Source organism: Pseudomonas sp. LARHCG127 (assembly GCF_052871455.1).
On sequence record NZ_JBIXJT010000016.1, the window covers coordinates 79,392 to 101,294 of the forward strand.

At 56.6% G+C, this 21,903-nt stretch carries 13 protein-coding genes; 4 read left to right on the plus strand and 9 right to left on the minus strand.

The window, feature by feature from the left end; all coding sequences use genetic code 11:
* Nucleotides 1-61 precede the first annotated feature (61 nt).
* The 3 genes from ACIPQ1_RS23970 (at nucleotide 62) to ACIPQ1_RS23980 (ending at nucleotide 1,810) form a co-directional block, all read left to right on the plus strand.
* Nucleotides 62-334 (plus strand): hypothetical protein, encoded by a 273-nt coding sequence (locus ACIPQ1_RS23970; protein WP_207963380.1) that lies wholly within the window; start codon nucleotides 62-64, stop codon nucleotides 332-334.
* A 499-nt stretch (nucleotides 335-833) separates the two neighbouring features.
* Nucleotides 834-1,175 (plus strand): hypothetical protein, encoded by a 342-nt coding sequence (locus tag ACIPQ1_RS23975; RefSeq protein ID WP_446534890.1) that lies wholly within the window; start codon nucleotides 834-836, stop codon nucleotides 1,173-1,175.
* 197 nt (nucleotides 1,176-1,372) lie between these two features.
* Nucleotides 1,373-1,810: a hypothetical protein gene (locus tag ACIPQ1_RS23980; protein WP_250965876.1), complete on the plus strand. Its 438-nt coding sequence runs from the start codon at nucleotides 1,373-1,375 to the stop codon at nucleotides 1,808-1,810.
* A gap of 157 nt (nucleotides 1,811-1,967) precedes the next feature.
* Here the strand turns inward: ACIPQ1_RS23980 and ACIPQ1_RS23985 are convergent, their stop codons facing one another.
* The 9 genes from ACIPQ1_RS23985 to ACIPQ1_RS24025 all read right to left on the minus strand — a co-directional run bounded on the left by ACIPQ1_RS23985 (nucleotide 1,968) and on the right by ACIPQ1_RS24025 (nucleotide 18,903).
* The gene (locus ACIPQ1_RS23985) at nucleotides 1,968-2,411 is read right to left on the minus strand and encodes a hypothetical protein (protein WP_250965875.1); all 444 of its coding nucleotides are present in this window, start codon (nucleotides 2,409-2,411) and stop codon (nucleotides 1,968-1,970) included.
* Nucleotides 2,412-2,609: 198 nt separating this feature from the next.
* Nucleotides 2,610-3,245 carry a hypothetical protein gene (locus ACIPQ1_RS23990; protein ID WP_446534891.1) on the minus strand — a complete coding sequence of 212 codons (636 nt, stop codon included), beginning with the start codon at nucleotides 3,243-3,245 and terminating at the stop codon, nucleotides 2,610-2,612.
* A gap of 176 nt (nucleotides 3,246-3,421) precedes the next feature.
* On the minus strand, nucleotides 3,422-3,814 hold the full coding sequence (locus tag ACIPQ1_RS23995; protein WP_250965873.1) for a hypothetical protein: 393 nt from the start codon (nucleotides 3,812-3,814) through the stop codon (nucleotides 3,422-3,424).
* Between the two features lie 144 nt (nucleotides 3,815-3,958).
* Nucleotides 3,959-4,279, minus strand: coding sequence for an immunity 8 family protein (locus ACIPQ1_RS24000; protein ID WP_353050742.1), 321 nt, complete (start codon nucleotides 4,277-4,279; stop codon nucleotides 3,959-3,961).
* Between the two features lie 73 nt (nucleotides 4,280-4,352).
* Nucleotides 4,353-6,536 carry a DUF637 domain-containing protein gene (locus tag ACIPQ1_RS24005; RefSeq protein WP_446534892.1) on the minus strand — a complete coding sequence of 728 codons (2,184 nt, stop codon included), beginning with the start codon at nucleotides 6,534-6,536 and terminating at the stop codon, nucleotides 4,353-4,355.
* 524 nt (nucleotides 6,537-7,060) lie between these two features.
* Nucleotides 7,061-7,639, minus strand: a complete 579-nt coding sequence (locus tag ACIPQ1_RS24010) for a hypothetical protein (RefSeq protein ID WP_411386447.1) — start codon at nucleotides 7,637-7,639, stop codon at nucleotides 7,061-7,063.
* Nucleotides 7,640-7,714: 75 nt separating this feature from the next.
* On the minus strand, nucleotides 7,715-8,167 hold the full coding sequence (locus ACIPQ1_RS24015) for a hypothetical protein (RefSeq protein WP_411386446.1): 453 nt from the start codon (nucleotides 8,165-8,167) through the stop codon (nucleotides 7,715-7,717).
* A 17-nt stretch (nucleotides 8,168-8,184) separates the two neighbouring features.
* Complete coding sequence (locus ACIPQ1_RS24020; RefSeq protein ID WP_446534893.1) at nucleotides 8,185-17,172, minus strand: hemagglutinin repeat-containing protein; 8,988 nt, start codon at nucleotides 17,170-17,172, stop codon at nucleotides 8,185-8,187.
* 24 nt (nucleotides 17,173-17,196) lie between these two features.
* Nucleotides 17,197-18,903 carry a ShlB/FhaC/HecB family hemolysin secretion/activation protein gene (locus ACIPQ1_RS24025; RefSeq protein ID WP_411386444.1) on the minus strand — a complete coding sequence of 569 codons (1,707 nt, stop codon included), beginning with the start codon at nucleotides 18,901-18,903 and terminating at the stop codon, nucleotides 17,197-17,199.
* Between the two features lie 692 nt (nucleotides 18,904-19,595).
* On the opposite strand from ACIPQ1_RS24025, the gene katG reads away from it, so the two are divergent.
* Nucleotides 19,596-21,860 (plus strand): catalase/peroxidase HPI, encoded by a 2,265-nt coding sequence (gene katG / locus ACIPQ1_RS24030; protein ID WP_446534894.1) that lies wholly within the window; start codon nucleotides 19,596-19,598, stop codon nucleotides 21,858-21,860.
* Nucleotides 21,861-21,903 lie beyond the last annotated feature (43 nt).

A 21,903-nucleotide genomic window follows, 5' to 3' on the forward strand; every position in this document is an offset into this window, starting at 1 on the left:
CGACTCGGGTTTGGCGACCCGGCAACGAGGTAGCTCCTTTCAACTGAATGAGGTCCTACCAATGAATCGATACATGCCCATCACCGGCATCGACTGCACCCCCGCTACCCTGCTGATCGACACCGAAGCCCCGCTTGATGTCCTCTTCGAAACCGCCGACTACCGCATCCGCACCGTGACCCAACTGCTGGAAAACATCGCGTTCCGCTCAGAGGTCAGTTCCGACACGCTGGTGCTTTCCGATTTTTGCAAAATGCTGACGATCGCGTTGCGCGACGGGTGTGATGTGATGGATGTGATTGGCAGACGATTGCGGGCGCAGGCGGCGGAGTAAGTGATGACGGGCGCCTATGGCCATAACGTAGCCCCCACCGTCGGGAGCGACTACATCTATCTACTCCGATGAGCTGTGGCGCAGTTCGTCAAGAACTGCGCCACAATCGCGCCAAAATCTTCTCAAACAGCGCCAACACACTCATGCCTTCGACCACCGACATATAACAGTATCCTGGCATCCAGGAGTGGGCGAGCCTCTCAGAGCTCTTGGCCTGGCACCCTAAATTTTCCGGCGAACGGCGCAGCGCATCCTTGCAAACCTGGCCGAAAGCAGCCAAATCACTGCACAGGGAGAAGGCAGGGCACGGCGTTATTTCGCAATAGGACACCCGGCTGAGCCCCACACCCTGCCCTATTTTCAGCCTTTTGCCGACATCAATAAACGCTCCTCTCGACTGGCAGCGAATCTCCCCTTGCTCCGAGCCAACCTTTGTCCGCTGACCTTTCTGTATGTACCGGAGCAGGCCTACAGCCGAGCCACATTGGGTGCGTACGAAATGACCCGTGTAGAGCTGCTTCGCGACCTGTATATCTGGGCCCACGAACGCTCAACACAGGAATATCTGGCAATCAAGCAAGACCTTGCGGAACCGGACCCTTCACGCCTGGCATGGCGAGACCTCATCAAGAAGACCATTCGGGAAATCGTCACTCACCCAGAGCTTGACCCGTTGTTCTGTATTCAACACTCGGTAGCGGAATATGTTTCAGAAAGGGAGCAGCCGGAAGTGCAAGCACTGATCGTCGAAGAACTCCGTCGACTGCACGAAGGGGTGCTCGCACGCTATGGATTACGGCCGTCAGAGTTCAAGTCCTGGAAGTCGCTCCATGGCCACTGATGGGAGATCACTGAGGTGATATTTGCCCTCTGCGTCGTCGCGTTGAACGCCACCATCGGTGTACTCATCAAAGTGTTGATGAACACCTTCACGATAGACAAGCTGACGGCCCTTGGGCCAGTCACTTATCCAGCCACACGGCCATCCACCTCTTTAAATAGATGGAAAATATCCCCTTTTCAGATGGAGCATGAGTTTTGTACAAGAAATTTACAGGGATCGTTTTTCTGCTATTGAGCGGCTGCTCACTGCATCCGTATACCAAGGACGAACTGCTGAACACTGGCGTAACCAGCCCCGAGTACTGCCTGACGCAAGAGCGGGCGGTGGTCGAAGAGCGGGTGCAAGGCTACCTGAACCACTGCTTTCACCCACAAGTGACCGAGCTCACGACGGGTGGGAGACTCGTCAATACCATCCAATTGAAAGTCGACAGCAATGCCGACAGAAGCGACATGGTGCTATGGGCACCAACGATCTACGGCAGCCAGTTCTATATGAACGTGATCGTCTCGGAAAAGAACCCCGCTTGCAAAACCACCATGACTGCCGTGGCCTCAGGCTGGGGATTTGGACGAAATTTTCCGAAGATCCTGGAAAGCGCGAATGGGGGAGACCCGTGGTGTCCGCTGTAACCACAAAAGAAGGGGATAGCAAAATAAAACTGCGCCATGGGCGAGCGATCAACAATCCGGCTTCTGTGGCGAGGGAGCTTGCTCCCGCTGGGCTGCGAAGCAACCCTCGCTATTCATCGCCAACCGACAGAGAGCAAACGCCCTTTCCACGATAAAACTATTGGACCGCCTGCCCGGCTGATCCAGAAGGCGTCGTTGTGACGGCCGGCTCTATAACTTTCGCCGAAAGACCTGTCTCGACATCACGAACTTCGTAATACCACCATTTCATCGACGAAATGCCATAAAGCCCATAGGTACGGCCACCGACCAAATCCACGGTCATTTCAATTGGACGTGAGTATCCAGTTCCAATAGCGTACTTAACGGAAAGTTTATGCTTTCCTGCGCCGAGTCGATACTCGGTTTGGCGGGCTAGCCAATATAGCGACGTATCGTCATCGATCTTGTCTATCGACAAATGCTTGTCGAACTGCCGAATTGTCGCGACCTCGGCCCAGGGTTTTCCTTCTGCGCTTTTATGTTCGTAATGAATGCATCCGGTCAGGGTGAAGCAGAATAAAGTCATCGCTACAAAGCGTAAAACAACGTCGTGTCGCATCAATGGCCCTCCAAGGCGCTTTTTTCATCTCGACTCAGCAAAACAATGGGAAAAGCGGACAGCTTATTTATAAACAGAGCAAAAACCAACAAGCTAACCCCCTCTGCGCTCACAAAATAAATCTGCCCCTTTTCACCACACCTCTTTCACCAAGCAGTTCGTTCGCTTTCTGACCCACAGTAATTACAAGGAACCGTTTTAATGCAACAACACACTTATTTGCTCCAGCAAACCAACAGATATGAATCCCCGCTCACCGTCATCAAACTCACCTACTTTTTTAAACAGAAAACCTTGCTTTTCAGAGAGCAAATAATGAAAACTCAAATCTTCCTCTACATCCCCCGACCACCCCTTATCAAGAGCAATTTGAACATCAAAACCCTTAGGGAGCGCAGCCACATATGAACAACGCTCTGCCTCAAGTACACTGGCGACGGTTTCAATAGACAGTTTCGACAGGCGCAATGCACCAAAAAACTTGATTTTTCCTTCCGCCTCGACAATGTACTCTTGCGAATGACTGCCGCCTACAACCTCATACCCCCTAGACTTCAATGCTCCCCACAACTTCCGATGGCGCACAATCCGAGTATCTGGCTGCCAAGCCGAACTACCCATAAAAAACCACAGATCGTAATCAGGAAACTTTTTTTCAATCAACCCATATAAATAATTCAATACTAAGGATACGGAATCGCTTGACGCCCCCGCAGTCAAAAAGCTTGCCACCGAGAGCAACCCGCCTTCCCGCTTCCTCGCACAGCGAGTGTTAAACACCTCATTACTTACTAACAAGTCAGGTGCAATCGTAACTTTAATATCAGCAGTCATAATGATTCCCGATTTCATCATTAAAGTGGGAGCCGCGATTTGGGAATTTCCAACACTAAAAGGAAAGGGGATAGATCTATTTATAAACCGAGCAAAATCAATAAGCCCGCTCCCTCTGCGCCTCACAAAATAGATCTGCGCCCTTTTTTCACGAAGGATGGAGATCTATTTGCAAATTAAACCACTACAATATCACCAGAATCCAAATAAATTGAATAGGCCTCATACCCACCTTCGCTATCAGCCTCAACGGCGATCGTGTCGCCAGAATGGAATGTTATCTCCAACCCCGCGCCTTCAGTCTCTTTAACCGACACGACGTCTTGCAGTAAAAAGTCCAATAAAGGCGCACTCGTATACGAGTCAGAAAACTCTCGCCGCCCTAAGGTGCCGCCGACCTTATACGTCAACCCTCCCTCTATACAGAAAGAGACTTTATAAGGAGATACACCAGGGGCCGCTTGCGGACGTGCAAAGTCCAACTTGGTGATTGCCACCCCAAAACTTACCATTTCCAAGTAGCATTCGGTCAATAGAAAAAAATCAAAATCATCTGGCAATGCGTACATACGCCACCTAGAAACATAGGACAGTTTTATTTACGAACCAAGCAAGACCAATAAGCCTGCCCCGCTATATTGTTACAAACCAAATCCGTCCTCTTATAGAGTTGTCAGGTGGACGTCAGTCTAGAAGAGAATGACCCGCCTCACTCATGCCCCTCCATCTTCGTAGGCCTCAAACTCCCAAAAGCCCAATCTTGATACTTTTTTTGAAACCTCGTTCCAGTTTGCACCTGAACAACTCAGCAAAAATTTCTCAATAGCGAGAACGATTTTTTGATAATTGTACTCACGAACGACAAGGTGATGCACTCCTATAAGAACCTCATCTACTCCAAGATTTTTTTCAATCCACTTCGGAGTGCAAACCTCAATATCAAATGATTCCTCACCATCCCCACCTGCTGGGCCAATCATCGCTTGAAGGAGGAAACCAAAACAATCCGCAGGAAAGGGGACAGATCTATTTATAAACCAAGAAAAGCAATGAGCCCGACCCTCTGCGCCTCACAAAATAAACCTGCCTCCCTTTTTTCTTCTTTCGCTACTTTTCGCCACATACAAACCAGTCAAAAAGCAGCTCCTTAGACTTGTAGTCTTGGGCAGAATCAACCAACAAAATCGACTCCTCATACTTCTCAAGATCACTTCCAACCCAAGACTCGCCATCTCGCAAAAAATGAAATTTTACAACCGATCCAAATTCATCACTTGAGATTATCGATTGAAAAACCCCGCCATACCTCCTGCGCGCCCACTCCCCGAACACCGAACGAACGAAAAGGATCGCATTAAAGAGATAATCTGATTCCGCAAAGTCATCTATATGAATTGAATTTACAAAACACTCCCATCCAGTGCGGTCCAAAAAATCAGACTCGGCCGCATTGGTGCTTTTACTAGCTAGAGCAGAGAGAAGAAAGCACCCACCATTTTCAATAATGCCCGCTGCAGCAATATCAGCCAAAGAAGAAGGAAGTTGGCGTTCAACCCGATCAACTCCCTCCAGTTCCTTTTTCATTTTCCCATTCATCTTAATCATGACTCCCCCCAAATATTTTGACATACCTTTTTCGATAGCTTGCGAAAATCTTGAGCTTTTCAAAAGTTGGTTTACTGATTTTGGCGCATCGGGAAATGACTTGGTTTGAGGATCATAAAGATATTTATTCCCTTTATTATCCTGATAGTGGAGCTGGCCTGGACGCTGGCCAGGATTAGGGTTCTCTACATCCAAACGCTCTTTACCATCACCCTTCCAGATTGTCTTACTTGCAGTTTGAACACCTTGGGCGCCCAGCATCCCATTTTTGTTATCGTTTCCTACAACCCCAACCTTAACCCCGGTTGTACCACCCTTACCCCCAGCCGTCGACGAGAACAGCCCCCGGTCCTGACTCAATCCATCCGCCGCAAGCTCCGTCAGAAAGGCAGCCCCATCGCCTTTATCGGTACGCGTCTTCTCGATGATGCCGGTATTGATGGCCCGCTCGTTACTTCGAGTAATTTCCCAAAGCGCTGCCGAACGATCGAGCCCGGCGCTCCTGCCGTCATGCAGCATCTTCTCATTGGCTGGAATCTCATCCACCAACTGCTTCGTCACCTGCAAACAGCTAGCCGGGTTATTCCGGCAGTACTGTCCGAACTCTTTGTTCCGAGTCGTATCAAGGTTGTTGTAATAGTCCCTGACGGATTGGCAATCCGCTGGGGAGGCGCAGGTGTTGAGCTTCTGTTCTCTTTCGACCAGTTCGGCATGGAACAGATAGTTGAATTCCGTCGCTTTCTTGGCGATCGTCGAACCTGTATTCAGGTCGCCATCGACCGCAGCCGCTGCCAGAAGCCCCGTCAGTTGCGACAGCATCAGTTGCAGATCTTTGTTTTCACCCGCCACCTTGGCCATGCCAGGAATCAGCGCTTCATTCAAACCGGCGGCAACCGCACCGGTCTTGAAGTCGCTGCCCGTCAGCTCAGCCAGCAGGCCACCCATGATCGCGTGGGCAACAATTTTCTGTGGGCCGCCATCGGGGAACTTGATGGTATCGCCCACCCAGTTGAAGCCGGTCGCCATCGCCACATTGCCGGCCTCTCCCAGCAGGGCAGCATTGAAATTGCTGCCAAAGCTGCCACCACCGATCGCGGTGGAGATACTGCTGGAGATCACTGCTTGCCCGGTTGTGCGGATTGCAGTGTCAGTCGCGGTGTTCCAACGGAAGATATCCTTGGAGGAATTACTCGCGCTCGATGCCGAACCTGCCGACCCCGCCGAACCCGTCGACGGCTCGACGCCTTGAGTGGTCGTGCTGGAGCTGTCGGTACTACTAAACCATTCTTGGTCCGCGTATGCGGATGCACTATCGGCGCTGACTGTTTCCTTCAGCGCAAGTCCCAGGTTGCCTTTGTTCTCAATGGTGCTGGTAACCGCCGTGGTGCTCAGGCTGGTGGCGACCGCAAGGTTGGTGCCCGACAGTCCGAAACCTGCCGGCCCCATGATGAACGACATCAAAATCGCGATGGCGATCTTGGCCCCGGCTCCCAGACCGGAGTTGTCATATTTGAAGCTGTCGTGGATTTCCTTCACCTGGCGCCAGTCAATGTCGCCACGCGCCTGGGCCTCTTTCATCCAGGCCAGTTCCGGTTCAGCCTTCACCATTGCATCGATGGTTTGGCTGACGCTCTGCTGATCCACTTGTTTGACATCGATGCGCAGCCCATCGACGGCCTTGATCACCAACTTTCCTTGGGCAACCAGAGCGCTCTGGCGCAAGGTTTCGTCGGTTCGCCCCTCGCCTTTCATCTTGTATCAGGCCAGGTCGCTTTTACTCTTGGTATGGCTCTCGTCGTTAAAAAAAGGGGACAGATCTATTTATAAACCGAGCAAAACCAACAAATCTGCCCTCTGCGTTTCATAAAATAAACCTGCCCCCTTTTTGCTGAGTTAGTTCTCATCAACTGCAGTGTCTTAAAAAATTATTCATATTAGCCGATTCCCCAGCCTGCCCATTTAGGTATCGGATAATCCCATTTTGATTAACCACGTTGAATACATGGCCTGGCTGACCTGGACCATAGGAACCAACACAACCCCGCGCGCGCCGTCCCCGCCGCCGATCATGTGTTGGGTGATAGAGAAAATGGGGGCAGATTAATTATAATGGGGCAAAGGCAATAGGCTTGCCTCTCTACACGCCACACAATAAATCTGTCACCTTTTCGAAAAACAGCTCAACTCCCATTTTTCTCAATCCCTGCCAACTAGCCAACTACTGTTAACGCAGTAATTATCTGATCCGGCCTATCATCCAGATCACAGCAATAACCTGCCACCTCCAACCCTCCATATTCTTTGCTTGTACAAAACCACTCTTCTGCGCTATCGAACTCAAGATTTGCGTACGGCAATAGCTCTCTCACAAAGCTTCCTAACCCAATACCTTCTGGCAACTTACCTTGATATGAGTTTATCGGCTTACCACCGTCAGCAAGGCTCTCATACATCCACGCTTTAACAGCATAAATCTTCCAGTTGCGAGCAAGCACATGAAGAGCCCTTGTCTCAACACCTGGATGATCTGAGCTATCATAATACAGACGCCAATTAGTCAACTCCAAATCAACAATATGAAACCCATACCCACCATCCCCCATCGAATCAAAATAATTTTCCATCCTTAGAACTGGGGATCCTACAAACCTATACGCACCCTCCATATTTTCTAAAGCATATTCATCAAGAACCCTTTCAAAATCTTTGATATGAACTCCTAACGGAATCCCCGCAAGCGAATAAGACGGTCTGATTGGAGCCGTCCACGAGATGCTAAAATCGCTCATTTCGGTTCCCATAAAACCAACAAATCTGCCCTCTGCGCTTCATAAAACAAACCTGCCCCCTTTTTTGTCTTAAGGCTAGTTCACCGAAATCAAATCAAGCCCTTCACTACGTATTATCTCAACTGGAATTTCGTCATAAACAAAAAGCTCATCTCCTAAATTCAATACGGATAGACAAGAGTCGCCATCAAACGAAAGAGCAACGCCTATTACCGCCTCGGCCACTGAAGACTGCACCAGCGAAGCTGAAAGCAATTTTTTCTCCACAACATTAAGAAAATAGGGCTCGCCAGAGACACAAAAGACGTCTTGCCTGCCGTACTCACCTAAGTCGCAACCGACAATTGGACCGAGAGAAAACAATAGCGATGAGCCGTCACCACCACCATAGAACTTCCCGGCCTCAGAACCATAGAATTGAAAGCTGACTTCTTGAGGAAAAGGGTCCCTTCTAGAAGCAAAAACATGAAAAATAGCATTTACTGACAATAGTTTCTTCCCAAGCACAGCCAGCAACCAAGCGGTCATAAGATCAGGGCGCCTCATTACCTTACATCTCCTTTTAATGCGCTTAGCACAGAGGGATTCTGAATTGCTCCGTCCTTCAGGATAGTCACAAACTCTCCATTAGGCTTAGTAACAACCACATCATTACCTTTTATTCTAAAAAATACATCACCACGTGCGCCATTCGCTCCCTGTCCGGCGAAAGTCCCAGGAATCACCTTCTCAGGATGATTCCCAATGTCATTAATCCGATCAAGCACAACTTTGCGATCTGCAGGATTGGCTGCATCACCGCCATAATCTTTAACATGCTTACCCAGTTTCTTACCTATTTGGTTGGAATCCACCTTAAAGATGGCACCCGCACCTACACCACTCACCGGTACAGATGTGTTACCGGGTTTAGGTAGTAAACCAGAAACGTTCCCTTTTGCACCCGTTCCGTCCACTACCGAAACGGACTTAGGCTCTTTCGCTCCTCTGCCTTTCGAAAGCACACCTGTCAACACCGATGCCATGAACTGACCGCCGCCGATCAGGTACTTGTCCGTTTCGAATTTTGAATCGAGCTTTGTACCTTCAATCTCGTTGGCGATTTTTTCCCCTACGGCTTGACTGAATTGCTCGGTTTTCTCAAGCAGCGCTTTGCCCGGCTCGGTTTCAGAGGCTGCGTTGATGACAGCCAGTTGCACGAGCCCTTTGGGGCCTTGTGCCATGGCAATGACTACCGAGATCGCTTGCTGCTCATCTTGATGCGCGGCGGCGTACTCATTGATCCCCGAAAATGTCCGTAAGGTATCTTGGGCAAGGCTCAGCCTCTCGACATCGTCTTCAGTAACATAAGAGGCATCTAGCTCCAAAGCCGGTGGGCGCCCAGTGTCAGACGAGGTCACCTGGACTTCCTTGCTGATAGCCTCGACCTGCTTCACATCCACACCTGCGAGCCGACCTACCTCAGCCAGCACCCGCTCTTGAAACTCTGGATCCCCCATGGTCTTCATGGCCTGGGCACGCGTGAGGCCGCCGATGATCAGCGCCTCCATGGTCTCTTCGGCAAAATCGACGCCTACCATCGCCGAGGCATTTGCATCCATTTCTCGCCCCAACCCCGCCTCGATCTTGTTGACCGCCGCGTTGAAGTCGTAACCGGCTTGCTGGAAGTTCTGCTTGGCCGTTTCGTCGTAATTGCGAAGCTGTTTGGTCCACTCCTTGGCGGTCTCATACGGATTGAGGGCCGCCGTCACGGAGGACTTGGTCACGTACAAGTCTGTACGGTGCTCATCGTCCCGGGTGATTTCGTAGGCCTTGTCGACATCGCGGTTCAAGCCTTTCGCCGAGTCGGCTCCGGTCCCGGCGTCATTGCGAACCACAACGTCGCCAGCACCCACGGTGGCCCGTACGATCTGCTGGCGGTCCTTCTCGTAGTTCCAGCCTTCAACACTCCAACCGTTCTTGTCCTTTTCGCCTTTGCCGACCTGGCTACTGTCCTGGGTTCCGCCGCCGCCCTTGGAGTAGCTGCCACCGACGTTCAGGTAATAGCCATGCTCCTTGTCCTTGCCAGCGATGTCGCGGAAGCCCAGCGTGCCAGTGTCGAGTTTTAGCTTGCCGGTGTCCGAGGCGATCAAGGCGCCGTCCAGCTGAGTATGGTTTTCGGTACGAATGTCGACCTTGTCTTGCCCGGTGATACGGGTCTGTTGCCCGACCCATTCTGTCGAGCCGGTGGTCTGGCCATAACCGACCGAGCCACTCACGCCCGCACCCGGCCCCACGGTCACCGTCACACTGAGGTCGAACTCTTTGCCTTCGACCTTGCCCGTATCAGGCACCGACGAAACATTAAGGTCGCGGCCTACGCGACCGATGACTTCATTACCGCGCAGGTCTGCACCGGCAATATTCGTGTCCTTGCCGCTGGTGAAGCCCAAGCGATTGCCCGCATACAGATAGGCTTGTTGTTGACGCTGGGCCTCACGCTCCAGATTACCTCTGCCCAGGTTGACGCTGGCGTAGATGCCGACACCTTCAGAGCCGACGCTGAGGCCGACTTCCCCGCCGCCACTCTTGCGGATGTTGTCGCTGGCGCTGTCGTTCTGAGCGGCACGGATGTTCAGGTTGTTTGCAGCGCGCAGGTCGATGTCACGCTGAGCCTTGACCTGAGTACCTATCAGGTTCAGGTCATTGCTTGCACGCAGATTGACGTCTCGCCCCGCATCAAGGGATGTGACGGTCGAGGTTTGCTGTTCGCTGTCGCCGCTGGCAATGCCATTGCTACCGCCAACACCAATCTTGAAGCCGCCACTGGTACCACCGTGGATCCCGCCCCAACTTTGCCGTTCACGTGTTTCTTCGGCATAGCTGCCTTTGGCGGCATCAAGGGTGATATCGCGGCCTTTGATATTGATATCGCGCCCAGCGGTCAACTGGCTGCCACTCGCCCGGACATCATTGTTGGCAATCATATTCAGATCGTTGCCCGCGTCCAGCGTCGACGCACGGCGAGTCTGTTCAACGATCTGCTCGCTGGTACTCTGTTTGCTGTTACCGATCTTCGCGTCGAACGTGGGGCCTGAAGCGAATTGGGAAACGCTGTCCACAGCCCTCAGCGTGCTGGAAGCCTTACTGACATTGTCTTCACCCTGGCCGGCCCCTTTGACGGCATCGCGAGTGCGACCGTAGTTATGGTTCATGCTCAGGCTGGCGCCGTTTCGCTCGCTCTCGCGCTCATGCTCGATCAGCAGCCTTTCACGGGCTGCGTCGATCTTGATGTCCCGACCTGCCGTCAAGTCGATATCGTTGAACGCCTCAAGGTCCGAGCCTGTCTGGGCGATATCGCGCTTGGCGTTGACGACCAGGTTTTGACCGGCACTGATCTGGCTGGCGGCAGCGGTTTGCTGTTCAAGCCGGTTTTTCTCTTTGGTGCGATCCACGCCAGCGAAGAAATTGATGCCATTAGCATCCGAAGAAACACCGATCCCAGCCTGCTTGTTCTTTTCCCAATCCCGCTCGGAACGACTGTTTTGCGCGGCCAGAACATTCACATCACGCCCGGCATTCAGACTGACATTACGCCCAGCTTCAATCCCGCTGCCCACCAGGTTGATATCGCGCTCTGCCTGTAAAGTCGCATCGCGTTCCGCCGTCACCTGACTGCCCACGCTGGTGCTGCTCTGCGCGATCCGACCCGACTCTTTGGCCGAGGAGAACGACAGGAAGCCACCCGAGACCGAGAGCCCGGTTTTCTTCTTGTATTGCTCGCTATGGCTGTAAGCGGCGTCATTGGCCGCGACGAGGTTGATGTCACCGCGGTCCTTGACCAGGCCTGCACGCAGTTCCACGTCATTACCGGCAGTGGTTTCGCTAGCGCGCAAACGCAAGTCGTTGCCCGCGACCAGCACCACATCGTTGCCTGCTTCCAGCTCGCTGGCCACTTGGGAGGCCGTGGTTTTCAGCTCGCTTTTGCCGCTCTTGGACAAGCCGAGGAAACCCGATTTGGTTTTCTTGCTATAGGAGCCGTGTTCTTCGATACCCGAGAGCACCGCCACATCACCAGTGGCACCCACCACCAAATCATTGCCGGCGTTCAACTGGCTGCCGATCACCGTGACGTTGCGGCCGCCATCCAGCGTGACACCGCCACCGGCGGCCTGGCTGGTATTGACCGTCAGGTCTTGCCCCGCCTCAACCACCGACGCGACGTTGGTGCTGTCATAACTTTCCCGTTGTTCGCTTTTACTGCGGCCAAAGGAGCCTTTGCTTTTCTTCGAGTAGAACTCTGCGGTTTCGTCCGTTGCGGACAGCAGACTGATGTCGCGCGTGGCGTCGAGCGCAACGTTCTTGGCCCCTTTCAGTTGACTGGCGACGAGACTCAGGTCTTGCCCTGCCTTGGCGCTGAGGTCCCCACCCGACTGGATAACCGAAGACTGCTGACGCACCAGGTCGCTGCTGCTTTTGACTTTTTTGCTCTGGGACGAGCGATGGCTTTCGTTGGCGGCAGACGTGATCGCGATATCGCGCCCGGCAGTCAGCGCCAGGGTGCTCTGGGCGATGACGTTGCTGGCAACGACCCGCAGGTCCTGCCCGGCCGTCACCTTCATCTCCCGGCCCGCAGTAGCGCTGGAACCATTTTGGGTAATGGTTTGGTCCCGGTGCCTGCTCCCCATCGTGTTGCTGTCCACCTGCTCGGCGGAGGTGATGTTTACATCACGCACCGCCTGCAAGCCCATGTCATTGCCGCTCTTGAGCACGCCCCCCTTGTTGGCGATATCCCGTCCTGCACCCATCGTCAGGTCATGACTCGCCTCAATCCGCGCCGCGTTGTCAGCAAATTCGCGTTGCTCAGTCTTGTAGCCAGTGCTGCTGGCATGCCGGGTAATGGTTCGCTCATTGGTCAAATCACCAGCGACGGCAACAACACTGACATCCCGCCCAGCAATAACCCCACCCGCCCTGTTAGTCAGGTTATTACTCGCCAACGCATCCAGCCGACCACCCGCTTCCATCAACCCACTGTTGACCAGACTGTCGCCCGCCGTCGCCCTCAGGTTGCTGGACGCACGCAAGGTGCCCGCATTGTTCAGGTTCTTACCCGCAATCAGGCTGACGTCTGAACCCTGAATCAGCGCACCATTCGGCGCCAGACGATGGTTGGCCTGGGCCAGATAAAGCACCGGCACCAGCACCTGTTGATTATTCACCGTCCGGTTTTCCATCCAGACGATGTCATGGGTCAGGGCCGCAACCTGTTCGGCGGTCAGGCTGACGCCCAGGGACAGGTTGAGGCTGTCCTTGCTGGCGATGGCGTTGTTCATCAGGTACTTGAACATGCCGTCGTCGGAGTTCTGGCCGTCGAGGAAGCGTTGGCCGGTGCGGGCGATCACCGCCTGTTGGATCAGGCGTTGTTCGTAGAAGCCGTCGCCCAAACGCTTGGCGGCGGTGTCCGGGTCGTAGCCGAGGTTTGTCAGCAGGTAGTCCGAGCTCATGAACCGGCGCATGTCGGTCAGCGCCGGGTTGGTCTCGATCAGGTATTTTTGCGGGTTGGCCTGGAACGAACGGTCCGGCAGGCCACGCACTTGCGTCAGGCCCGTGCTCTGGGTCGGCGTGGTGGAGCCGTCGCCGCTCATGCGGAACAGGCCGTTTTGCCCGGTGGGCAAGTCAAAACCCGGCAAGGCCAGTGGATCAACTTGTTGCTGGGTCAGGTTCGGAGGTAGCTGCCGATTGACGCTGATGCGGGTCGAGAAGGCGTTGTCGGCCTGGGTGTCGGTGCGTGGGCCGGCGCCAACGTAGTTGTAGCCGCCACGCACGACGCCGCTGTTGAGGTCGCCCTGGGTAGGAATGTCGACGGCACCACCGGCCTGGATAATCGCGGCATAGGTTTGGCTGTCGGTGGTGGTTGTCTGAGTACGGAACTGCGTCAGCTCACGTTCGGTTCTGCCGATAAAATGGCTCATCGCCGCTTCAAGACCGCTCAGGTCATTGGCGTTGTAGCCTGGGCTCTGCAACCAGTATTTGTTGGTGAAGTCATTGGCCTCTGCGCGCCAGCTACCCGGGCGGCGCGTGCGTTGGGACCTGAAGGTGCGCGAGGTTTCAATCTCGCCGGTCTCGATGCCGATGTTGTTCAGGCTGACGAGGTTGGCGGTCAATGCACCGCCGACGCCGATGCTGCTGCTTCGGTTGGTCAGGGTGTCGCCCTGGATATTCAGGTTGCCGCCGGTGGTGATGCTGGAGGCGGCGCTGGCCGCGGTGACTTCGAACTTATCGCGCTGGACGATCTGCCAGACGTGGTTTTGCTTGGGGCCGTCGCAATCACCTGGTACGCAGGCCACTTCCCTGATCGAGGCGGTGTAGATGCCAGCATCGTTGGTGGCCAAGACCTCACGGACGTTGTCGATGGTGCTGGCCGCCAAGCGCATGTTGCCGTCGCTTTGCAGCGTGCCGGAGCTGTTGAGAATGCGGTTGGCACGGGTGCCGAGGCCGTCGCGATCGATGCTCAGATCACCCAGGCTGTAGATGTCGGCATAGCGGTTGGTCAGGTTGTTTACGCGCAGGCTGGTGTTGCCGCCGCTGAAGATCAATCCGTGCTCGTTGAGCAGGTCGCCGGTCGATACGCCAAGCGCTGCGGCACTGCCCAGCGTGCCGTAGTTGTTGAGCGTGGCGGCCGTGACGCTCAGGTCCGCCGCCGAGGTCAGCCGACCGTAGCTGTTGAGGACGCCATCGACTACGACGGTTGTGTTGCCACCGCCAGCGATACTGCCGTTTTGCTCCAGATTGATCAGTGCCGCCTTGAGGCCCAGGGTACCGAGACTGCTCAAGCGACCGTTGCCGGTATAGGCGCCGGTCAGTTGCAGGTCGATGGCTCCATCACTGCCGATCAGGCCGTCGACGCGCCAGTTGCTGCCTCGGCCCACCATACTATTGGTGCTGAGCAACTGGCCGGTGGCGGTCTGGGTCAACTGGTCGACATCCACGACCAGGTGCCCGGCCTGGATCGCCGTGTTGTTGGTCCAGCGATCAGCCGTCACCGTCAGGTTGCCGTAGGTCACCAGCTGACCGCCAGCCTGCCCCAGGTTGGCCTGGCTGATGCCGAACACGCCCAGGCCGGTGTGCAACAGCTTGCCGCCCACGTTCTGAACGCTGCCGGTGTTGAAGCCCACATCAATACTGGAGGTTTCCAGGGTGCCGTCGTTGTTATCGAACAGGCCACCGATCTTGAACACCGTGGTGCTGTTCTGGCCCAGGGTGCGCAGTTGGCCTTTCTGGTTGCTCAAACTGGCGGCCAGAATATCCAGGCTGTCCTGGCTTTCAATAATGCCGGCGTTGTTGTTCAGCGCACCCGAAAGGTCAAAGTCGATGCGACTGGCACTGACCTGCCCGCCGCCGCTGTTGTCCATTCCCCGGCCAGTGACCCAGACCTTGCCCGTGGCGTATATCCCACCGTTGCGATTGTTGATATCCGCAGCTGCGTTGGTGATCACGACATCCCCGGCTTGCGCAGCGATGCGACCGCCGTCGTTGAACAGCCCAGCCAAGGCTTGGATGCTGAGTCCTTGGGCCTGGATCGTGCCGCCCTGGCGGTTCACGTCGTAGCCGTTTTTCAGCACGCCGGTGGTGCGTGCTTCCAGCGCGGCCTTGACGCTGGACAGCACGCCGCCACGGTTGTCCAGGTTGGCCGCTTCGATGTTCAGGTCGGCGTCTTGAGCGATGATCGTGCCGCCCTGGTTATCAATATCGCCCGTCACAACCACGGTCACCGGGCCCTTGCCTTGCAGCGTGCCCTTGGCGTTGTCCAGGCGGGCGGCCTTGAGCTCGACGCCGGCACTGCGGCTGGCGATCAGGCCTTGATCAGCGTTGTTGACCTGGCCGGTCGCCGTGACCAGCAGCTTGCCATTGGCGGCCACGGTGCCTTTGTTGCGGTTGTCCAGGCTGGCGGTGCGCACGGTCACGCTGCCTTGGCTGGACAGTTCGCCGCCCTGGTTGTTGATCGCGCCCGCGTTGGTGATGTCGAGGTTCTTGCCGGCCATGACCAGGCCGGTCAGGTTGTCCAGGCTGCCGAGGACCAGGGTCGCGCTGTTCAGACTGGACAGTTCGCCTGCGCTGTTGTCCAGATAGCCCAGGTTGGCAGTCAAAATGCCTTGGCTATTGATCAGGCCGCCCTGTGCGTTCAGCACCTGACTGGCCTTCAGGTGCAGTTCGCTGTTGCCAAGGATTCGGCCTTTGTTGCGGTTATCCACAGTATCGGCTGTGACCGTGGTCTTGCGCTGCCCGCTGAGCGTACCGCCCTGGTTGTTCAGCGCTGCGGTGGTCGTGACATTCAGGTCGCGACTGGCAATGACGGTTTTGCCGCCATTGTTCAGCTGTTTTGCCGTGAGGGTGACATCGCCCGCCGTGTTGCGGCTGTTGTCTGGATTGACCCCGGCTTCGATGATCGCGTTGTTGCTCAGCGTACCGCCGCTGTCGAGATGAATGCTGTCGCGCGCCACCAGGTTTTTCTGGTTGCTCAGGTCGCCCTGGGTCTTCACGTCCAGACGGCTACCGGCGTACACCTGGCCACGGGTTTCCAGACTTTTGGCTTCGATGTCGATGGCTCCGGCGGCGACCGTCTGCGCCAAACTCAAATGCCCATTGGCATCGAGCTGAATATCCCCGCCACTGGCAACCATCTTGCCATCCAGCTTCACCCCGACACCCGCTTCGGTGCCCACCAACTTGATCGCCCCGGCATACATGCCGCCCAACGCAGAGGAGTCGATCGCCAGTTCGGGCTTGGCGCTGCCGTCATCGGCGCGGGCAGTGGCATTCAGGGTGTTGGCATTAACATCATTGCGCCCGGCCACGATGGTCAGGTTCTTCGCCTGTATCTCGGCGTTGATCTTGGCGCTGCGAGTAATGATTTCGAAGCGGTCAACGTTGTTCGCGTTCAGGCCCGCCCCTTCAATGGCGACGCTGCCCTGGTCCACCTGATAGCGACCCACCTGGCCGTTTTCGATGATCGGCTTGCCCGTGGTCAGGGTCGCCTTGGGCGTATTGATAAACCCGCAACCGTTACAGGTAATGCCATAGGGGTTGGCGACGATGACATGGGCCGACTGCCCCGCCACTTCGGTGTAGCCACGCAGCTGGCTCGGGTTGCCACCGTTGACTTCGTTGAGGATGACCTTCGCGGCCGAACCCTTGAGGTTCGGGTTGCCAAGGATAATCCCGCCCAGTTGCGTGGACTGGGCGGGATTGGTGGCGTTGTTGAGGATCACGCCGTTGCTGCCGACGTTGTAGTCCTTGAATTGGTTGTGGGACAGACCGCTGCCGTTGGGCTTGGCGATGTTGACCACCGGCACGCCGTTGCCGGCCTGGCCGAGGCTGGTGCCCGGCGCGCTGACCACAATGCCGCCAGCCTGGGCCCACATCGGTTGCCAGAACATGACGTTGACCAGCAGGAACGCCAGGCCACGCTTGGGCATGCCCCAGAAGGTGTCGCGGGTTTTCAGGGCAGCAGAAGGCTGGCGGGCCAGGAAGGCGTATTGGCGGTCGTCCATGATCAGGTCTCGTTGCAGCAAAAATTAGATGGATACATCCAAGCGGAAATAGATCGGCGCTTCGCGCTCGGTCAGGGCATCCGGACGTTCCAGGGAATGGGCGAAGGTGACGCTGGCGTTCAGGTGTTCACCACGGGCGAACAACTCCAGCGAATTGCTCGACATGCGCCCGTGCTCGTCGCCGTTGTAGCGATTACCGCGAATCACGCCCTGGTCATAACCGAGGCTGGTGCCGTATTCAGCGAACACCGGGCGCATCCACTCCAACGTCACCGGGCGGCTCCAACGCAAGTCGTTGCGCCAGTAGCCGCCGCTGTCGCCGGACAATGTCTGGTCCTTGTAGCCACGAACCGACGACAGGCCGCCCAGGCTCATGCGCTGCGGGCTGAACAGCACGTCTTCGCTGCGCTGGCCGGTCATCAGGCTGCTGAAGCTGAAGGATTCGCCACCCAGCTCAAAAGGTTGCAGGTAGCTGAGGGTGGCGGTGTATTTGCGATAGCGTGCATCCGGCACGCCAGGACCCGGCTCGTGATCGCCCTGGGCATCGAGGGCGCCAATACCTTGTTGCAGGCCCAGGTCGAGGTTGACGAAGGCATTGCCAATCCGCCGTCCATGGTTGATGCCGAACTGCGCCTCGCTGATGCGATTGCTGCTCTCGGCGAGCTTGCTGTCTTCAATGAAGTTGTTGGTACGCAGGTACGAAAGGCCCGTGTTGAGGGAGGTCTTGCTCACCGCGTCGCGATGGACCACCCGCTCCAGGCGCACCTGATGGTTCTGGCTGTCGCCGCTCTGCTTGAAGTTGAAGCCGTTGGCCTGGCCCACGGCGCGGTACTCGCTCTGGCTGTAGGTGTAGCTCAGGTTCCACCAGCCAAACGGCAGGTTGTAATAGAGCATGCCGTTGCGCGAGGTTTTCTGGTGATCGCTGACGGCATCGTGGCCGCCGCGCAAGGCCAGTTGGTCAGCCAGGCCCAGGGGACTGTCCCAGTCCAGGGAGGCGCCCCATTGCTGCTCGCCGGTGCTTTTCTGCCCATCGTTATGCCGTGACAGGCCGGCGCGCCAAGGTTTTTGCGGGGTGTTATTGACCCGCACTTCGCTGCCGCCGATGTTCTGCCCCGGCGTCAGTTCCATTTGTGCACGGTTGGACGGCAAGCGGTTCAGTTGATCGACCATCTGCTCCATCTCACGCAGGTTGAGCAGTTCGCCGGTTTTGCCGGGAAACGCCATCGCCAACTCGCGCTCCGACAGCTTACTGTTCTCGGCACCTTTCAATCCTTCCAGGCGCCCCTCGACCACCAGCACTTGCAGGTGACCGCTGGACAGGTCCTGTTGCGGCAAGTAGGCGCGACTGGTGACCAGGCCTTTTTCCAGGTAATGGTCGGTGATGACTTTGAGCAACTGGTTAAGCTGCGGCACGCCCAGGCACTGGTTGAGAAAGGGCTTGAGCAGGCGCTGGCGCTCGCTTTCGGACAGGGCGTCGGCGCCCTTGAGCTCTATGGTCTTGATCGGGAAACAACGGGTATCGACAGGTGCCGTGGGCTGGGCCGGCTTCGCCTCCTTGCCAGGCAGGTCCTTGAGTTCTTCAAGACGTCGGCGCTGCTCTTCGAGCAGCCGGTCCTGACGCTCACGGATCAGGTCCGTATCGCCGGGGGTTGGCGCGGCGACGGCAATGTTCATCGCGAGAAAACACAGCGACGCGACGACTAGCCTCGTCCCTAAGGCAAATACGGACATGTTCGATCCCTCGATACAGAAATGGCAGCAGGCACGCACAGCCATGCGCGGACACCAGACCCTGCATATCGCCTTCGGTTCAAGAGAGCGGAAACTTTCTACGCAAAAAAGAGACGCGTCTCACAGACAGCGTCGACAATCACCGGGGAAAAAAACTTTTGTAAGGCACGAGCAGGTTCGCAACACTGTTCATTTAAGGCAGTGAAAATCCGTGGCGAGGGAGCTTGCTCCCGCTCGGTTGCGCAGCGACCGCAACATTGTGGGGCCCCTTCGCGGCCCAGCGAGAGCAAGCTCCCTCGCCACGGGTTCATCACTTTCTTAAGTGAATGGCTTCGACCTTGGTACGCACAGTGATGCGTTTTATCGGTTGACCGTTCCCATCATCTGCCTCACCGCTTGGCCTCGTTAAAAGATTGACCCTATCGAGCGTTAATACTGCGCCTATTAGCTATCTGGCAAAGGGGAACTAGCCTGAATTCAGGCTGGTGCAATCCGGCCCGTGAAACCTGACAAAGAGATACGAAGCGCTCAGAAACGTATTGGGCTTGTCGTGGGCCATTTAGCCGTGTCGCCACACACGATCAGTTGAGCGAACTGTGAGCCCTGCGCCCTGTGTCATTTATTTCGCCTGTCGCTATCCGAAGCCCGGCCGGGCTGGATAGCTGGATGAATACGACCAAAGGTAGCTTCCCATGGCAAACGAATCGAAATGCCCGTTCAATCACGCCGCTGGCGGTGGCACGACGAACCGCGACTGGTGGCCGAACCAACTGAATCTGAAGATCCTGCACCAGCATTCCTCGCTGTCCGACCCCATGGGCGAGGATTTCAACTATGCCCAAGCGTTCAAGCGCCTGGACTTCCAGGCCTTGAAACAAGACCTCAATGCACTGATGACCGACTCCCAAGACTGGTGGCCGGCGGACTTCGGCCACTATGGGCCGCTGTTTGTCCGCATGGCCTGGCACAGTGCAGGCACCTACCGCACCGGTGACGGACGCGGTGGGGCGGGTTCCGGCCAGCAGCGGTTTGCGCCGCTCAACAGCTGGCCCGACAACGTCAGCCTCGACAAGGCACGCCGGCTGCTGTGGCCGATCAAGCAGAAGTATGGTCGCAACATTTCCTGGGCCGACCTGATCGTCCTCACCGGTAACGTCGCGCTGGAGTCCATGGGCTTCAAGACCTTCGGTTTTTCCGGTGGCCGCGCCGATGTCTGGGAGCCGGATGAAGACGTCTACTGGGGTTCCGAAAACAAATGGCTGGGGGGCGATGTTCGCTACGGCAAGCCCGACAAAGCCGCCATGCAGGATCCCGGCGAAGGCCAATTGGTCGCCGAGGCTGGCAACGAAGAAAGCCGCACTGACGACGGACGCAACCTGGAGAACCCGCTGGCCGCCGTGCAGATGGGGCTGATCTACGTCAACCCGGAGGGCCCCGAGGGCCAGCCGGACCCGGTCGCCGCCGGGCTGGACATCCGCGAAACCTTCGGCCGCATGGCGATGAACGACGAAGAAACCGTGGCACTGATTGCCGGCGGCCACGCCTTCGGCAAGACCCACGGCGCGGGACCTGCGGACAATGTCGGTGCCGAGCCCGAAGCCGCCGGCCTGGAGCTGCAAGGCCTGGGCTGGAAGAGCACCTTCGGCACCGGCAAGGGCGCCGACACCATCACCAGTGGCCTGGAAGTCACCTGGACCACCACGCCCACCCGCTGGAGCAACAACTACCTGGAGAACCTGTTCGGCTTCGAGTGGGAACTGACCAAGAGCCCGGCCGGCGCGCACCAATGGACGCCAAAAAACGGTGCAGGCGCGGGCATCATCCCCGATGCCCACGACCCGGCCAAACGGCGCAACCCAACGATGCTGACCACCGACCTGGCACTGCGCTTCGACCCGATCTACGAAAAAATCTCCCGGCGTTTCCTGGAAAACCCGGAGCAACTGTCCGACGCCTTTGCCCGCGCCTGGTTCAAGCTGATCCACCGCGACATGGGCCCGCTCTCACGCTACCTCGGTCCGGAACTGCCCAACGAAGAACTGCTGTGGCAAGACCCTATTCCAGCGGTCAACCATCCGCTGGTCGACGACAGCGACGTCGCCACCCTGAAAGGCAAGCTGTTGGCCTCGGGTCTCACGGTTTCACAGCTGGTGTCTACGGCATGGGCCGCGGCCTCCACTTTCCGCGGCTCCGACAAACGCGGCGGCGCCAATGGAGGCCGCCTACGCCTGGCCCCGCAGAAGGATTGGCCGGTCAACCAGCCTGAGCAACTGGCCCAGGTGCTGGCGATCCTCGACAAGGTCCGGAGCGAATTCAACGCCGCCCAATCCGACGGCAAGAAAATCTCCCTGGCGGACCTGATCGTGCTGGCCGGCAGCGCCGGTGTTGAACAGGCGGCGAAAAATGCCGGGCTCAGCGTGACGGTTCCGTTCGCACCGGGACGCATGGACGCAAGCCAGGAGCAGACGGACGTCGAGTCGTTCGGTTTTCTCGAGCCCATCGCCGATGGTTTTCGCAACTACCTCAAGGGGCGGTACCGCGTGTCTGCCGAGGCGCTGCTGATCGACAAGGCACAACTGCTGACCCTCAGCGCCCCGCAAATGACGGCGCTGATCGGCGGTCTGCGGGTACTGGATACTAACGTCGGCCATACGGCGCACGGTGTCTTTACCCAACGGCCAGGGACGTTGAGCAATGACTTTTTCGTCAACCTGCTGGACATGGGGGTGGAATGGAAACCACTCTCTGACACTCAGGAAACCTTTGAGGCCCGCGACCGCGAGACCGGCCAGGTCAAATGGACCGGCACCCGTGTCGACCTGGTCTTCGGCTCCAACGCCCAGCTACGGGCCTTGGCCGAAGTCTATGCCAGCGCGGATGCGCAAGAGCTGTTCGTCAACGACTTCATCGCGGCGTGGGTCAAGGTGATGAACCTGGATCGGTTTGATCTCAGGTGAAAAGTGTCGGAGGACATGAGGTCGTGCAAGGCGCCGGCCCCAT

Coding starts and splice junctions, on each gene's coding strand:
- ACIPQ1_RS23970 (WP_207963380.1), top strand. CDS start 62: ATGAATCGATACATGCCCATCACCGGCATCGACTGCACCCCCGCTACC.
- ACIPQ1_RS23975 (WP_446534890.1), top strand. CDS start 834: ATGACCCGTGTAGAGCTGCTTCGCGACCTGTATATCTGGGCCCACGAA.
- ACIPQ1_RS23985 (WP_250965875.1), bottom strand. CDS start 2,411: ATGCGACACGACGTTGTTTTACGCTTTGTAGCGATGACTTTATTCTGC.
- ACIPQ1_RS23990 (WP_446534891.1), bottom strand. CDS start 3,245: ATGACTGCTGATATTAAAGTTACGATTGCACCTGACTTGTTAGTAAGT.
- ACIPQ1_RS23995 (WP_250965873.1), bottom strand. CDS start 3,814: ATGTACGCATTGCCAGATGATTTTGATTTTTTTCTATTGACCGAATGC.
- ACIPQ1_RS24010 (WP_411386447.1), bottom strand. CDS start 7,639: ATGAGCGATTTTAGCATCTCGTGGACGGCTCCAATCAGACCGTCTTAT.
- ACIPQ1_RS24015 (WP_411386446.1), bottom strand. CDS start 8,167: ATGACCGCTTGGTTGCTGGCTGTGCTTGGGAAGAAACTATTGTCAGTA.
- ACIPQ1_RS24020 (WP_446534893.1), bottom strand. CDS start 17,172: ATGGACGACCGCCAATACGCCTTCCTGGCCCGCCAGCCTTCTGCTGCC.
- ACIPQ1_RS24025 (WP_411386444.1), bottom strand. CDS start 18,903: ATGTCCGTATTTGCCTTAGGGACGAGGCTAGTCGTCGCGTCGCTGTGT.
- katG (WP_446534894.1), top strand. CDS start 19,596: ATGGCAAACGAATCGAAATGCCCGTTCAATCACGCCGCTGGCGGTGGC.